This window comes from Methylobacterium sp. Leaf361 (assembly GCF_001424445.1).
Taxonomy (GTDB): domain Bacteria; phylum Pseudomonadota; class Alphaproteobacteria; order Rhizobiales; family Beijerinckiaceae; genus Methylobacterium.
The window spans coordinates 36,308-50,430 of record NZ_LMPY01000056.1; the positions used below are offsets into that span (position 1 = coordinate 36,308).

At 72.4% G+C, this 14,123-nt stretch carries 14 protein-coding genes; 11 read left to right on the forward strand and 3 right to left on the reverse strand.

Translation table 11 applies throughout. The features are described from left to right. Nucleotides 1–37: 37 nt before the first annotated feature. The 4 genes from coaD (at nucleotide 38) to ASG32_RS27005 (ending at nucleotide 2,158) form a co-directional block, all read left to right on the forward strand. Nucleotides 38–541 (forward strand): pantetheine-phosphate adenylyltransferase, encoded by a 504-nt coding sequence (gene coaD, locus ASG32_RS26990; protein WP_020095391.1) that lies wholly within the window; start codon nucleotides 38–40, stop codon nucleotides 539–541. Nucleotides 542–568: 27 nt separating this feature from the next. Then, nucleotides 569–1,117 carry a peptidylprolyl isomerase gene (locus tag ASG32_RS26995; RefSeq protein ID WP_020095390.1) on the forward strand — a complete coding sequence of 183 codons (549 nt, stop codon included), beginning with the start codon at nucleotides 569–571 and terminating at the stop codon, nucleotides 1,115–1,117. Between the two features lie 7 nt (nucleotides 1,118–1,124). After that, nucleotides 1,125–1,622, forward strand: coding sequence for a hypothetical protein (locus ASG32_RS27000; protein ID WP_056532395.1), 498 nt, complete (start codon nucleotides 1,125–1,127; stop codon nucleotides 1,620–1,622). Nucleotides 1,623–1,699: 77 nt separating this feature from the next. Beyond that, entirely contained in the window at nucleotides 1,700–2,158 is a 459-nt protein-coding gene (locus ASG32_RS27005) for a peptidylprolyl isomerase (protein WP_010686120.1), read from the forward strand. A 158-nt stretch (nucleotides 2,159–2,316) separates the two neighbouring features. On the opposite strand, the gene mobA is transcribed toward ASG32_RS27005, so the two are convergent. The 3 genes from mobA to ASG32_RS27020 form a co-directional block, all read right to left on the reverse strand. Then, on the reverse strand, nucleotides 2,317–2,865 hold the full coding sequence (gene mobA, locus ASG32_RS27010) for a molybdenum cofactor guanylyltransferase MobA (protein WP_244492257.1): 549 nt from the start codon (nucleotides 2,863–2,865) through the stop codon (nucleotides 2,317–2,319). A 70-nt stretch (nucleotides 2,866–2,935) separates the two neighbouring features. Continuing rightward, nucleotides 2,936–4,084, reverse strand: coding sequence for an iron-sulfur cluster carrier protein ApbC (gene apbC, locus ASG32_RS27015; RefSeq protein WP_056532397.1), 1,149 nt, complete (start codon nucleotides 4,082–4,084; stop codon nucleotides 2,936–2,938). Between the two features lie 155 nt (nucleotides 4,085–4,239). Continuing rightward, nucleotides 4,240–4,527: a hypothetical protein gene (locus ASG32_RS27020; RefSeq protein WP_026605283.1), complete on the reverse strand. Its 288-nt coding sequence runs from the start codon at nucleotides 4,525–4,527 to the stop codon at nucleotides 4,240–4,242. A 127-nt stretch (nucleotides 4,528–4,654) separates the two neighbouring features. On the opposite strand from ASG32_RS27020, the gene ASG32_RS27025 reads away from it, so the two are divergent. The 7 genes from ASG32_RS27025 to ASG32_RS27055 all read left to right on the forward strand — a co-directional run bounded on the left by ASG32_RS27025 (nucleotide 4,655) and on the right by ASG32_RS27055 (nucleotide 14,109). Next, complete coding sequence (locus ASG32_RS27025; RefSeq protein ID WP_024830124.1) at nucleotides 4,655–5,158, forward strand: pyridoxamine 5'-phosphate oxidase family protein; 504 nt, start codon at nucleotides 4,655–4,657, stop codon at nucleotides 5,156–5,158. A gap of 122 nt (nucleotides 5,159–5,280) precedes the next feature. Continuing rightward, nucleotides 5,281–6,573 (forward strand): nicotinate phosphoribosyltransferase, encoded by a 1,293-nt coding sequence (locus ASG32_RS27030; RefSeq protein WP_056532399.1) that lies wholly within the window; start codon nucleotides 5,281–5,283, stop codon nucleotides 6,571–6,573. 277 nt (nucleotides 6,574–6,850) lie between these two features. Continuing rightward, nucleotides 6,851–8,305, forward strand: coding sequence for an MmgE/PrpD family protein (locus tag ASG32_RS27035; RefSeq protein WP_056532401.1), 1,455 nt, complete (start codon nucleotides 6,851–6,853; stop codon nucleotides 8,303–8,305). Between the two features lie 114 nt (nucleotides 8,306–8,419). Beyond that, nucleotides 8,420–10,507: an AI-2E family transporter gene (locus ASG32_RS27040; RefSeq protein ID WP_056532403.1), complete on the forward strand. Its 2,088-nt coding sequence runs from the start codon at nucleotides 8,420–8,422 to the stop codon at nucleotides 10,505–10,507. A 107-nt stretch (nucleotides 10,508–10,614) separates the two neighbouring features. Continuing rightward, entirely contained in the window at nucleotides 10,615–11,403 is a 789-nt protein-coding gene (gene hisN / locus ASG32_RS27045; RefSeq protein WP_012319114.1) for a histidinol-phosphatase, read from the forward strand. 46 nt (nucleotides 11,404–11,449) lie between these two features. Continuing rightward, nucleotides 11,450–12,577 carry a hypothetical protein gene (locus ASG32_RS27050; protein ID WP_056532405.1) on the forward strand — a complete coding sequence of 376 codons (1,128 nt, stop codon included), beginning with the start codon at nucleotides 11,450–11,452 and terminating at the stop codon, nucleotides 12,575–12,577. Between the two features lie 86 nt (nucleotides 12,578–12,663). Beyond that, nucleotides 12,664–14,109 (forward strand): YcjX family protein, encoded by a 1,446-nt coding sequence (locus ASG32_RS27055; RefSeq protein WP_056532408.1) that lies wholly within the window; start codon nucleotides 12,664–12,666, stop codon nucleotides 14,107–14,109. Nucleotides 14,110–14,123 lie beyond the last annotated feature (14 nt).

Here is a 14,123-nt window from a genome sequence, read left to right on the forward strand (position 1 = left end):
TTCCGTCCGGCGCGAAAATGCTCTAGGTCGGGTCGCGATGACCCGCACTGCCCTCTACGCCGGCTCGTTCGATCCGGTCACGAACGGCCATCTCGACGTGGTCCGCCAGGCCTGCCGGCTGGTGGACCGCCTCGTGATCGCCATCGGCGTCCACCCCGGCAAGGCCCCGCTGTTCTCCGCCGAGGAGCGGGCGGCGCTGCTGAGCGAGACCTGCGGGCCGGTGGCCCAGGCCGAGGGTGCGGCGCTGGAGATCGTTACCTTCAACGATCTCGCCGTCTCGGCCGCCCGGCGCTGCGGCGCCGCGATCTTCATCCGCGGCCTGCGCGACGGCACGGATCTCGACTACGAGATGCAGCTCGCCGGCATGAACGGCGCCATGGCGCCCGAGGTGCAGACCGTGTTCCTGCCCGCCTCGACGCAGGCCCGCCCGATCACCGCGACGCTGGTGCGCCAGATCGCCGGCATGGGGGGCGACGTCTCGCCCTTCGTGCCCGCGGCGGTCGCCGCGCGGCTCCGGCAGCGCTTCGCCGCCCATTCCTGACACCGGCCCGACCCTGGAAGGACTTCGATGAACCGACGCCACGCCCTCCTCGCGCTCGCCCTGACGCTCGGCACCGCTCAGGCGGCCCGGGCCGCCGACGCCAACACGGTCTATCTCCAGACCAAGGACGGGCGGATCACCATCGAGCTGCGGCCCGACATCGCGCCCAAGCACGTCAAGCAGATCAAGACCCTTGTCTCGCAGGGCTTCTACAACGGCCTCAAGTTCCACCGCGTCATCGACGGGTTCATGGCCCAGACCGGCGACCCGAAGGGCAACGGCACCGGCGGCTCCAGCCTGCCGAACATCCCGGCCGAGTTCACGCAGTCGGCCCAGTTCCGCCGCGGCACCGTGGGCATGGCCCGCTCGCAGGATCCGAACTCGGCGAACTCGCAGTTCTTCATCTGCCTCGGCGACGCGCCGTTCCTGAACGGCCAGTACACGATCGTCGGCAACGTCACGGACGGGCTCGACGTCCTCGACAAGATCAAGAAGGCCGCCCCGGGCGCGCCGGGCGGGGCCGTCCAGGATCCCGACAAGATCGTCAGCATGACGCTCGCCGAGAAGGCCAAGTAGCGGCCGCATGCCGGGCCGGCGCGCCGCCTCGATCCTCCTGCTGAGCTTGATCCCGGCGGCCGCCGCGGCCTATGACGGCGCGCCGTTCTACGGCTACGCCGAGGAGCCGGGGGGCGGCTACCCGCTGAGCCTGCCCCAGACCCTGCGCGCCACGGTCCCGGTCCCGGTCGCCCGGATGGCGACCAGGCCCGCCGACACCCTGGCCGAGCTCTACCCGGCGCTCGCCGCCTGCTGGCAGGCACCGGGCGGCCTCGGCCGCCCGAGCGGCGGGTCCGACGACATCGAGATCACCCTGCGGCTCGCGCTGCGGCGCGACGGCAGCCTGATCGGGCCGCCCCGCGTCACCTACGCGGCGGGGGTCGCGGGCGATCGGCGGAATACCCTGGTGCGCGGGACCCTCGACGCCCTCGCGCGCTGCACCCCGGTCCACATCACGCCGGGTCTGGGCCGGGCGATCGCGGGGCGGCCGGTGGCGCTCCGCTTCGTCTACCGCCCGCCGGCCTGAGCGCCGGCGAGACCGACACGGGCGCTGGCCGGATCCGGCACGCGCCGATACAGTTCCCCCAACCGGAAGGAAAGACTATGGCCGACAACGAGACCATCGTGCTGGAGACCACCAAGGGCCGCGTCGTGATCGCGCTGCGCCCCGACCTCGCCCCGGGCCACGTCGAGCGCATCAAGACGCTCGCCGCCCAGGGCTTCTACGACGGCGTGCCGTTCCACCGGGTGATCGACGGGTTCATGGCCCAGACCGGCGACCCGACCGGCACCGGCTCGGGCGGCTCCGACCTGCCGGACCTGAAGGCCGAGTTCAACGCCGAGCCGCACGTGCGCGGCACCTGCTCGATGGCGCGGACGAACTTCCCGCACTCGGCGAACTCGCAGTTCTTCATCTGCTTCGACGACGCCCGCTTCCTCGACAAGCAGTACACGGTGTGGGGCAAGGTCGTGGAAGGCATGGACGTGGTCGACACGATCAACAAGGGCGAGCCGCCGCGCTCGCCGGACAAGATCGTGAAGGCGACCGTCGCGGCGGCCTGAGCTCGGATCAAGCCTCACAGCCGAAGCCATCTCTCGATGGCTTCGGCTGTACCGTCTTTGCGAGCGAAGCGAAGCGAGCCAGGGTCGCGCCACATCTCCAAGATGTCGCGCTGCCCTGGGGGGTCACTTCGCTTCGCTCGTGATGACGGCGGGCCGCATCACCCGCGGTCCAGGGCTTCCGCCGCCGCCAGATCCGCCGGCGAATTGATGTTGAGGAACGGGTCCACCGGCTCGACCGGCCAGGTCGCGACCGCGGCCCCGTGGCGCGCGATGAAGGCGCCGACGCGCCGCTCGCCGCGTTCGAGATAGTCCCGAAGCGCGTCGCTCAGAGCCGTCGGCCAGAGCGCGATCGTGTAGTGCTGCCGCTCCCCTGAGGCCGCGAGCCCGATGCAAGTCTCCGGTCCGGCCGCGCCGAGGCGCGCTACCAGATCCTCCGGCAGGAACGGCGCGTCGCCCGACACGCTCACCACCCGCGCGATACCCCGCGCGCCGGCGTGATCCAGCCCGGCGAGGATGCCGGCGAGCGGGCCCGGCTGATCCGGCACGGGGTCCGGCAGGACCGGACCGGGAAAGCCGGAGAACCGCGCCGGGTCGCCGTTGGCGCTGAGCGCCAGTCCCGCCCCGCATTGCGGCCCGAGCCGCTCGACCACCCGCTCCAGCAGGGTCCGCCCCCCGAGCCGCAGCAGCGGCTTGTCGCCCCCGCCCATCCGCCGCGCCCGCCCGCCGGCGAGGATCAGGCCCAGGACCGGCGGCGGAAGAGGCGGGGAGGGCACAGGATCACTCGAAGACGATCTTCGGCGCCGTCCGCCCGGCCGGCGCCCCGGACAGGTTCGCCCAGAGCTGGGCGGCGATGTCCCGGTAGACCTTGGCGTGCGGCCCCTCCGGATCGGTCGCCACCACCGGCCGACCGGAATCCGAGGTCTCGCGGATGGTCATGTTCAGCGGCACCTCGCCGAGGAACGGCACGCCGAGCCGCTGCGCCTCGTTCCGCGCGCCGCCGTGCCCGAAGATGTGCGAGGCGTGGCCGCAATTCGGGCAGACGAAGGTCGCCATGTTCTCGATCACGCCGAGGATCGGCACCGCGACCTTCTTGAACATGGTCACGCCGCGCCGCGCGTCGATCAGCGCGAGGTCCTGCGGGGTGGAGACGATCACGGCGCCGGACAGCGGCGTCGCCTGCGCCATGGTGAGCTGCGCGTCGCCGGTACCGGGCGGCATGTCGACGAGCAGCACGTCGAGCTCGCCCCAGAGCACGTCGCGCAGCATCTGGGTGATGGCCGACTGCACCATCGGGCCGCGCCAGATCATCGCCGTCTCGGGCTCGATCAGGAAGCCGATCGACATAACCTTGAGGCCGTAGCCGACCATCGGCTCCATGGCCTTGTTGTCGACGACGTTGGGCTTGCCCGAGAGCCCGAACAGCTTCGGCACGGAGGGGCCGTAGATGTCGGCGTCGAGGAGGCCGACCTTCAGCCCCTGCGCCTGGAGCGCCAGGGCGAGGTTGCAGGCGGTGGTCGACTTGCCGACGCCGCCCTTGCCGGAGGCGACCGCCACGATGTGGCGCACGCCCGCGATCTGCGGGCCCTGGTTCGGCGGCGCGCCGGGCCGCGGCGGCGCGACCGGCGGCGGCGTCACGGGCCGGGGAGCGGCGCCGCTCTGGGCCGGGTGGCTCTGGTTCCGCTCGGAGGTGAGGCTCGCGAACACGCCCGAGACGCCCGGCATCTTCAGGACGCGCCCCTCGGCCTGGCGCCGCACCGGCTCGAACCGCTCGGCCTCGCTGGGATCGACGAGGATCGAGAACATCACGCGGCTGTTCGGATCGACCACGACCTGGGACAGCCGTCCCGAGCCGGGCAGGGTGGTGCCGGCGGCATCGACGGTGACGTCGGCGAGCGCCTTCAGCACGTCGTCGCGGGTGATCGCCAAAATCGTTCTCCACCGGGGCAAGCAGGTATGCCAGTGCATGTAACCGAGCGGGCCCAGAACACCAGACCCCGGGCCCGAGATCGGCGCGCGCCGGTGGCCCGCGTCCCCGCGGCCATCCCGCGCTGGAGCGGGGCGCTGCCCGGACCGTGCCGGCGTCAGTGCGGCCGGGCGATGAGGTTGCACGCCTCCATCGGGCCGCGCACCACGGTCCCGTCGCCGCGCCGGTAGAACCCGTGCCGCAGGCGACGGCAGCCGAGGGGGCCGCGCAGGCGCTTCACGCGCTCGATGTGGACGCTGCCGTAGCGGCGGTTCGAGAAGTCGTGGCCGCCGATGCGCACGCCCGGGCCGAAGCGCACCTCGGCGCCGGCCGGCCGAGCGCCGAGACAGAGCGCGCCCAGCGCCAGCGCCGCGGCCGTGCGCCCCAATCTCCGAACACCGCGCATACGAACCTCCTCACCGCACGGGCAAGCTGAACCAACCGGAGACTGATCCGTTGTCGGGGCAGCCTTCGGGCGGGGCACCCTCCGGAGACCCCGCCGGGACCGAAACGACGCGTAGGAGACCACTTTCATGCATCAGGGCAACCACCGCGACCACGAGGGCGCGAAGAAGCTGTTCGAGCTCATCAAGGACGTGAAGATCGCCATGATGACCACCGTCGACTCCGACGGCACGCTCAACAGCCGCCCGATGTGGAACAACGACGCCGACGAGAACGGCGACCTGTGGTTCTTCACCAAGCTGCACTCGCCCAAGACGGCCGAGATCAGCAAGGACAACCAGATCAACCTCGCCTATTCCGACCCGTCGAGCCAGAACTACGTCTCGGTGGCCGGCAAGGCCGAGATCGTCCGCGACCAGTCGATCATCGACGCGAAGTGGAATGAGAGCCTGAAGACCTGGTTCCCGAACGGCAAGGACGACCCGGAGGTCGCTCTGATCCGCGTCCACCCGGAGAAGGGTGAGTACTGGGACAGCCCGAACAGCACGATGCTGCACCTCTACGGCTACGTGAAGGCCTCGCTCACCGGGGAGAGCCCGAAGACCGAGACCAAGAAGGTCGACCTCGCCTGAGGATCGGTCGTCAGGATCGGCGGTTTCGCGGGCGGTCTCCGGGCGGAGGCCGCCCGTCTTCTTGACGTGTGCGGTCCCGGCATGCGCTCTGCGCGTTCCAAGCGCGGCAGAGTGCCTGACGAATGCTCGATCTGGCGAAACGGGTCTACGATCACAGTTTCCGCATCGACCCGATCGTGCGGTCGCTCCTCGACACCGATTTCTACAAGCTCCTGATGGCGCAGACGATCCTGCGCCGGCACCCCGCCATCCAGACCACCTTCGGCATCACCAACCGCACCCGCCGGATCCGGATCGCCGACGAGGTCGATGCCGGGCTGCTGCGGGAACAGCTCGACCACGCCCGAACGCTGCGCCTCAGCAAGGGCGAGATCACGTGGCTGCGGGGCAACGTGTTCCGCGGCCAGGGACGCATCCTCGGCCCCGAATTCGTCTCCTGGTTCGAGACCTTCCAGCTCCCCGAATACGAGCTCGCCGTCCATGACGGCCAGTACGAGCTGACTTTCCACGGGCCCTGGGTCGAGACCACCATGTGGGAGGTCCCGGCGCTCGCGATCCTGAACGAGCTGCGGGCGCGGGCCGTGCTGCGGGGCCTCGGCAAGCTCGACCTGCAGGTGCTCTACGCCCGCGCCATGACCCGGGTCTGGGAGAAGATCGAGCGGCTGCAGAGGCTTCCGGACCTGTCGGTGGCGGATTTCGGCACGCGTCGGCGCCACGGATTCCTGTGGCAGGACTGGTGCGTGCAGGCCATGGCGGAGGGCCTGGGCAGCGCGTTCCTCGGCACCTCCAACTGCCTGATCGCGGCCCGGCAGGAGGTCGAGCCGGTGGGGACGAACGCCCACGAATTGCCGATGGTCTACGCGGCGCTCGCCGAGGACGACGCGGCGCTCGCCGCCGCGCCCTACGCGGTGCTCGCCGACTGGCAGGAGGATTACGGCGGCAACCTGCTGGTGATCCTGCCCGATACCTACGGAACCACCGGGTTCCTGGCGAACGCCCCCGACTGGGTCAGCGACTGGACCGGCATCCGCATCGACTCGAAGGATCCGATCGAGGGCGGCGAGGAGGTCATCCGCTTCTGGCAGGATCGCGGGCACGACCCGCGGGAGAAGCTCGCGATCTTCTCGGACGGCCTCGACATCGACGAGATCGAGCGCATCCACGCCCGATTCCACGGGCGCATGCGCATCGGCTACGGCTGGGGCACGCTGCTCACCAACGATTTCCGCGGGCTCCTGCCGGACGGCAAGCTCGACCCGGTCTCCATCGTCTGCAAGGTCACGCAGGCCGACGGCCGGCCGACCGTGAAGCTCTCCGACAATCCCACCAAGGCGCAGGGCCCGGCCGACGAGGTCGCCCGGTACCGGCGCGTGTTCGGTGTGGGCGCGCAGGAGGCGTTGCCGGTGGTGGTGTGAAGGGGGTTCGTACCGTTTCCGGTTGATCAGATCGGTTCCGCCGTCCTTGCGAGCGGAGCGAAGCAATCCAGATAGCGCCACGCCCCCTGCTGTCCCGCAGCCCTGGGTTGCTTCGCTGCGCTCGCAAGGACGGAGCGGGCCGCACCGACCGAAGCGTTCAACCGGAAACGGTATCAGACCCGCTGCGGTGAAACACGGAGGCCGCCGACCCAGGGATGAATTCATTATCATGTCCGGCAATCGGGGCGCCTCGGGCGGCCCTGTCCGGGAGAACGCCATGTCGATGAATCGCCGCTCGCTCATCGGGGCCGCGGGCCTCGCCCTGACGGCGCCCGCCCTGCAGGGCGCGCAGGCGGCCGAGGCCGCGAAGCCGGCCGCGAAGGCAGCGCCGCCGCACGTCACGAAGATCCTCGCGCAGTGGATCCTGGGATCCTCCTACGACACCCTGCCGGAGCCCGTCCGCCGCGAGGGCGTGCGCAGTTTCCTCAACTGGGTCGGGGTGGCCATCGGCGGCTCGCACCACGAGACCGTCGACGTGGCGGTCTCGGCGCTGCAGCCCTTCTCGGGGCCGCCGCAGGCCGGGCTGTTCGGACGGACCGAGCGGTTCGACATCATGAACGCCGCCTTCCTCAACGGTGTGTCGAGCCACATCTTCGACTTCGACGACACGCACCTGAAGACGATCATCCACCCGGCCGGCCCGGTTGCCTCGGCGATCCTGGCCTACGCGGCGATGAAACCGGTCTCCGGCAAGGACTTCCTCGAAGCCCTGGTGGTCGGGATCGAGGCCGAATGCCGGATCGGCAACGCGGTCTACCCGAACCACTACGATGCCGGGTGGCACATCACCGGCACCGCGGGCGTGTTCGGATCGGCCGCCGCCGCCGGCAAGCTGATGGGGCTCACCGAGCAGCAGATGGTCTACGCCCTCGGGCTCGCCGCCTCGCAGCCGGTGGGCCTGCGCGAGTCGTTCGGCTCGATGAACAAGAGCTTCAACCCGGGCCGGGCCGCGTCCAACGGCCTGTTCGCGGCGATCCTGGCGGCCAAGGGCTTCACCTCGTCGGACGGCATGATCGAGGCCAAGCGCGGCTGGGCCAACACGATCTCCACCAAGCAGGACTGGTCGCAGATCACCGACGGCCTCGGCACCCGCTACGAGGCGCAGCTCAACACCTACAAGCCCTTCGCCTGCGGGATCGTCATGCACCCGACGATCGACGCGGCGATCCAGATCCGCGACCAGGACCACGTCAAGCCGGAGGACATCCAGCGCGTCGACCTGAAGGTTCACCCACTCGTCCTGGAGCTGACCGGCAAGACCGCGCCGAAGACCGGCCTGGAGGGCAAGTTCAGCATCTACCACGCCGCCGCGGTGGCCTTCGTGGAGGGCGCGGGCGGCGAGAAGCAGTTCAGCGACCGGTCGGTGAACGATCCGCGGGTGGTGGCCCTGCGCCAGAAGGTGGTCCCGGTGATCACCCCCGGCGTCGATCCCGCGCAGGTCGACATGACCGTGACGCTGAACGACGGGCGGACCTTCCACCGGCATATCGAGCACGCCATCGGAAGCGTCGAGAAGCCGATGTCGGACGCGCAGCTGGAGGCGAAATTCACCGACCTCGCCGCCGGCATCCTGCCGGACGCGCAGGCCAGGAAGGTGATGCAGCTGTGCTGGTCTCTGCCCGAGCTGAAGGATGCGGGCGACGTGGCGCGGGCCGGCGTCGCGGGGGCCTAACCTGAACGCGAAACCCTCGGGATCGATTTCGCGTCCTGTGCCGTTCCCCGTCCGCGAGGCTTCCGCCGCTCCCGGCGGCCGCCCGCGCGTGGCGTTCGGGACGTGGATCACGGTATGGGCACGAGAACCCCGGTCGGGGTCGAACCGGCAGCGCGGCCCGGGACTCCGCTGATCACACCGCGGCCGACCCGCGTCGCCGCCGCCGAGACGCCGCGGGCCGCCATGGCGTCGCCGGTCGTGGTCGGCGCCACCATCATCGCCGCCCTGTATTTCGGCCGCGAGATCTTCATCCCGATCGCGATCGCGCTGCTGCTGTCGTTCGTGCTGACACCGCTGGTGAACCGCCTGCGGCGGCTGCGGCTGCCGCGGCTGGTGGCGGTGGGGGTCAGCGTACTCCTGACCGTGGGCATCGTGGCCTCCCTGGCGACCCTGATCGGCATCCAGGCGGCCGATCTCGCGGGGGACGTCCCGCGTTACCGGGCCACGATCGAGCGCAAGATCAACGGCCTGCGCGACTCGCCCGTGGGCCACGTCACGGAATACGTCGCCAATATCGGCCGGGCGCTGCACGGCGGAGCCAAGGAGGCCGGGAGCCCGGAGGCGCAGCCTGCCGCTCCCCCACCCTCAACGCCGCCGGCAACGCCGCCCTCGTCGCCGTCGGCGGCTCCCGAGCCGGCCCAGGCCGCGCCCAAGCCCGTCCTCGTCGAGGTCGCCACGACCCCGCCGGGCTCCCTGGAGATGCTCTCGACCGTGCTCACGCCGGTGATGCATCCCCTGGCCACGGTCGGCATCGTCTTCGTGGTGCTGCTGTTCGTGCTGATGCAGCGCGAGGACCTGCGCGACCGCATGATCCGGCTGGCCGGATCGAGCGACCTGCACCGGACCACCGTGGCCATCGACGACGCGGCCAAGCGCCTGAGCCGCTACTTCGTGGTCCAGCTCGCCCTCAACGCCGCCTTCGGCGTGGTCATCGGCATCGGCCTCTACCTCATCGGCGTGCCGAACCCGGTGCTCTGGGCGATCTTCGCGGCCCTGATGCGCTTCGTGCCGTATCTCGGGGCGGTCCTGTCGGCGATCCTCCCGATGGCGCTCGCCGCGGCGGTCGATCCCGGCTGGAACATGATGATCGCCGTGGCGATCCTGTTCGTCGTCCTGGAGCCGCTGACCGGCCAGGTATTCGAGCCGATCTTCTACGGGCAATCCACCGGGCTCTCGCCCTTCGCGGTCCTGGTCTCGGCCCTGTTCTGGACGTGGCTGTGGGGGCCGGTCGGCCTGCTGCTCTCGACGCCCCTGACCGTCTGCCTCGTGGTGCTCGGACGCTACGTCGAGCACCTGGAGTTCCTGGACGTGCTGTTCGGCGACCGGCCGGCGCTGACGCCGGTCCAGAACTTCTACCAGCGCATCCTGGCGGGCGATTCCGAGGAGGTGCTGGGCCATGCCGAGCTGATCCTGCAGCAATGCTCGCTCTCGTCCTACTACGACGACGTCGTGCTCAAGGCGCTGGAACTCGCCGCCCGCGACGCGGCCCGCGGGGTGCTGACCGCGCAGCAGAAGGGCGCGATGCGCGCCGCGCTCACCGAGCTGATCGCCGACCTCTCCGACCGCAGCGACGCCGTCGCGGGGGCGACGGGCGACGGCGAGGAGAGCGCCTGCAGCCCGCTCCCGATGGGGCCGGCCCCGGAGGCGCTGCCCGCCGCCTGGACGCGCGAGGGCGCGGTGCTGTGCGTGGCGGGGCGCGGCTTCCTGGACGAGGCCGCGGCCGCGATCCTCGCGCAGATCCTGGAGAAGCGCGGCCTCGGCGTCCGCACGGTCCCGTTCGCCGAGACGGCCTCCGTGCGGATCGGCCGGTTCGAGGCCGGGCCGGCGCGGATCGCCTGCGTGGTCTCCCTGGCACTCGACGGCGAGCCGACGCACCTGCGCCGCCTGATCCGCCGGCTGCGCGGCCGGGTCCCGGGCGTTCCGGTCCTGCTCGGCCTGTGGCTCGCGCAGGACAGCGGGGCGAACCGCCTCGCCGGCGGGCCGGGGGGCGCCGAGGCCGACGCGCAGGTCGGATCGCTGCGCGAGGCCGTCGAGGCTATCCTGGCGGCCGCGCAGGAGGACACGACCTGCGCGGCCGCGACGGACGCAGCGACGGACGCATCGGAGGGCACGTCGGACGCCCGCGGCCAGGCGGCGCGTCTGCCCGCGCCGGCCGGGGCGTGAGTCGCGGATGCGCGGGGCGGGGGCTTGACGGGCAGGGGCGCGCGCCGGTTTCGTCGGGACGGGCCGTTTGGCCGGGCGGCCTTCGGGCGGAACAGGGGACGGAACGGATGAGCGTCGTCGAACTCGGCCGGTTCATGGACGACCTCGCGGATGCGTCCGGGAAGGCGATCCTGCCGTTCTTCCGGGCCCAGTTCGGCCTGGACGACAAGGCCCGCGGCGGGGCGCCGTTCGATCCGGTCACTGAGGCCGACCGGGCCGCCGAGGTCGTCCTCCGGGCGATGATCGGCCAGACCTTCCCGGGCCACGGCATCCTCGGCGAGGAGTTCGGCGCGGAGCGCACCGACGCCGAGTGCGTCTGGGTCCTCGACCCGATCGACGGCACCCGCGCCTTCATTGGCGGCCTGCCGACCTGGGGAACCCTGATCGGGCTGACCCGAAACGGCGTGCCGGTGCGGGGGATGATGCACCAGCCCTACCTCGCGGAGCGGTTCACCGGGGACGGGCGCAGCGCCAAGCTCCGCGCGCCGGCGGGCGAGCGGACCCTGCGCACCCGCCGCTGCGGTGACCTCGCCCAGGCGATCCTGGCGACCACGGATCCCCGGCTGTTCGCGGCCGGCGACGAGGCCGAGCGCTTCCGGGCGCTGGAAGGCCAGGTGCGGATGTCCCGCTACGGCGCGGATTGCTACGCCTACTGCATGCTGGCCGCCGGCCAGATCGACCTCGTCGTCGAGGCCGGGCTGAAGCCCTACGACATCGTCGCGCTGATCCCGATCGTCGAGGGGGCGGGGGGACGGGTCACCGCCTGGGACGGCGGCTCCGCCGCCGGCGGCGGCCGCGTGATCGCGGCCGGCGACCCGCGGCTGCACGAGGCCGCGCTCAAGGTCCTGAACCCGTGACGCGTGTCGGCATCCAGGCCGTCCGCCGCCGCGAAGGCCCGACCGCGTGCTGCTGAACGCGCTCATCCTGATCACGACCCTGGTGCCGAGCGCCGAGGCCGGAGCGGACGCCCTCGCGCGCGCCCTTCCGCCCCGCGCGACGGTCGCCGCCCCGGCGGACAGCCGGCCCCCGCGCTTCGACCCCGCGACCCGCTCCGTGTCCAACTGGCACGCCCAGACCGGCGCGCAGCTGACGCCGCAGGCGCTGGCGATCACCGCCTCGCTGACCGACGATCCGCCCTACGTCGCCCGCTGCGTGCGGCTCAACAACGGCTGGTGCATCAAGTCCGCCCGCTGGTCCGGCGAGATCGGCGCCGACGGGGAGGGCCACACCGCCTTCGCCACCCTCGACGACGGCGCCGACGCCGCCGCGAGCCTGCTGCGGCGCTACTACCGCGACTACGGCCGCCGCACGGCGCTGGCCATCGTGCGCCGCTGGGCGCCGGCCGAGTGCCGCGTCGGTGCCGCCCCCGAGCGGCCGGGCCGGGCGGTGGCGGCGCCCGCCGTTTCGGCGGCCCTCGCGCCCCGCGGGCTGGGGCGGACCCTGCGGGCGCGCTACCTCGCCGCGCACCGCCCCGGCGGCGCGCGGCGGGGCCGGGCGGCCCTGCGGGTTCAGCCCTGGTCGCCGCTCGCCCGGATGGCCGGCCGCCCGACCCGACGCCCGGCTGCCATCCCGCGGGTGGCGATGCTCCAGCCGGTTCCCGACATCGCCGCGGGCATCACGGCCTCCACCGGGCGCCCGGCCGGGAGCGTCGCCGACCCGTCGGCGCTCCTCGACCGGAAGCCAAGCCGCGTCCCGAGCGCCGATCGGATGGTCGCCGAATCCGCGCTGCTGCCGGCGATCGCGGCCGGCCTGCCGGTCCTCGACCTGCGCCTGCCGGCCCCGCTCTGCACCGGCGACGAGGTCCGGATCCAGGCCTACGCCAACCGGATCAGCGGCAGCGTCGGCCTGAAGCCCGGCGACGACCTCGACTTGTTCGGCCCGGACGGCGCGCCGCGCGCCAATCTGGCGCCCGTGATGCTGGCGATGTCGGCGGTGGAGCTCGGCACGCTGCGCGCCGGCCCGGACCTCGTCGCCGGGGCGATCGCCCGGCTGAGGCCGCCCACGCCGGCCGCCAACACCGCGCCGCCCTAGGGGACGCTTCCCGGGCGGCAAGCCTTGCGGTTCCGGCTCGTCCGCGCCACCTCTGCCCGGCCCGTTCCCTCACCCCGAGCCCGCCCGTGCCCCTGATCGACCTTGCCGCGCGTGCCGGCTCGGCCGTCAAAGCCTTCGCCGAAGCCTCGCACGACCTGCTGGTCCAGCCGACGCTTCGGCTGGGCGTGACCGGGCTCGCGCGCTCGGGCAAGACCGTGTTCACCACGGCGCTGATCCACCACCTCGTGGAGACCCACGCGCTGCCGGCCTTCGCGCCCGCCCAGGAGGGTCGCCTGCGCCGCGCCAAGCTGGTGCCGCAGCCCGACGACGACGTGCCGCGCTTCCCCTTCGAGGAGCATTTCGCGACGCTCACCGAGGCGCGGCGCTGGCCGCGCTCCACCGACCGGATCAGCCAGTTCCGCCTGGAGATCGCCTACGAGCGCGCCGCCGGCTGGCGCACCGGCCCCGCGACCCTGATGCTCGACGTGGTCGACTACCCGGGCGAGTGGCTCCTCGACCTCGCGCTGATCGAGACCAGCTACACGGCGTGGTCCCGGGCCACGATCGGCGGCACCCGCCGGCCCGGCCGCGCCGCCGTGGCGGCGCCCTGGCTGGAGGCGCTGAAGGGCTTCGACCCGAACGGCCCCCTCGACGAGGTCGCGGCCGAGCGGGCGAGCGACGCCTTCAAGACCTACCTCGCGGGCCTGCGCGCCGGCCCCGAAGCCGTCGCGACGACGCCCCCGGGCCGGTTCCTGATGCCGGGCGACCTCGCGGGCTCGCCGGCGCTCACCTTCGCGCCCCTCGACCGGCTCACCGAGACCATCGCCCCCGACAGCCTCGCCGGGCTGATGGAGCGGCGCTTCGAGGCCTACAAGGCCAAGGTCGTGACGCCGTTCTTCCGCGACCATTTCCAGCGGGTCGACCGGCAGATCGTGCTGGTGGACGTCCTGTCGGCGGTCGATGCCGGGCCGACCGCCCTGGCGGAGCTGGAGGAGGCGCTGGACGCGGTGCTGCTCAGCCTCAACATCGGCCGCAACACGGTGCTGTCGCGGCTGTTCGCGCCACGGGCCGACCGCGTGCTGTTCGCCGCCACAAAGGCCGACCACCTCCACCAGACGAGCCACGACCGGCTCGACGCGCTGCTGCGGCTGCTCGTGTCGCGGGCCATGCGGCGGACCGAGGCCGCGGGCGCCCGGGTCGGTACGGTGGCGCTCGCCTCGGTGCGCGCCACCCGCGAGACCACCGTCCACGACGGGTCGGAGACGCTGCGGGCGGTGGCCGGCACGCCGGAAGCCGGCGAGGTGGTGGGCGACGAGGTCTTCGACGGCAACAGCGAGGCCGCGATCTTCCCGGGCGAGCTGCCGGCCCGCGCCGAGGCGGTGCTGGAGGGGGCGGTCGAGCCGGGCTCGCTGCGCTTCCCGCGCTTCCGGCCGCCGCTGGTGCGCCCGGACGGGCTCGGCCGCGCGGGGCACCTGCCGCAGATCCGGCTCGACCGGGCGATGCAGTTCCTGATCGGCGACCGGCTGGCGTGACGATGTGTGCGATG

Coding starts and splice junctions, on each gene's coding strand:
- coaD (WP_020095391.1), top strand. CDS start 38: ATGACCCGCACTGCCCTCTACGCCGGCTCGTTCGATCCGGTCACGAAC.
- ASG32_RS26995 (WP_020095390.1), top strand. CDS start 569: ATGAACCGACGCCACGCCCTCCTCGCGCTCGCCCTGACGCTCGGCACC.
- ASG32_RS27000 (WP_056532395.1), top strand. CDS start 1,125: ATGCCGGGCCGGCGCGCCGCCTCGATCCTCCTGCTGAGCTTGATCCCG.
- ASG32_RS27005 (WP_010686120.1), top strand. CDS start 1,700: ATGGCCGACAACGAGACCATCGTGCTGGAGACCACCAAGGGCCGCGTC.
- mobA (WP_244492257.1), bottom strand. CDS start 2,865: ATGGGCGGGGGCGACAAGCCGCTGCTGCGGCTCGGGGGGCGGACCCTG.
- ASG32_RS27020 (WP_026605283.1), bottom strand. CDS start 4,527: ATGCGCGGTGTTCGGAGATTGGGGCGCACGGCCGCGGCGCTGGCGCTG.
- ASG32_RS27025 (WP_024830124.1), top strand. CDS start 4,655: ATGCATCAGGGCAACCACCGCGACCACGAGGGCGCGAAGAAGCTGTTC.
- ASG32_RS27030 (WP_056532399.1), top strand. CDS start 5,281: ATGCTCGATCTGGCGAAACGGGTCTACGATCACAGTTTCCGCATCGAC.
- ASG32_RS27035 (WP_056532401.1), top strand. CDS start 6,851: ATGTCGATGAATCGCCGCTCGCTCATCGGGGCCGCGGGCCTCGCCCTG.
- ASG32_RS27040 (WP_056532403.1), top strand. CDS start 8,420: ATGGGCACGAGAACCCCGGTCGGGGTCGAACCGGCAGCGCGGCCCGGG.
- hisN (WP_012319114.1), top strand. CDS start 10,615: ATGAGCGTCGTCGAACTCGGCCGGTTCATGGACGACCTCGCGGATGCG.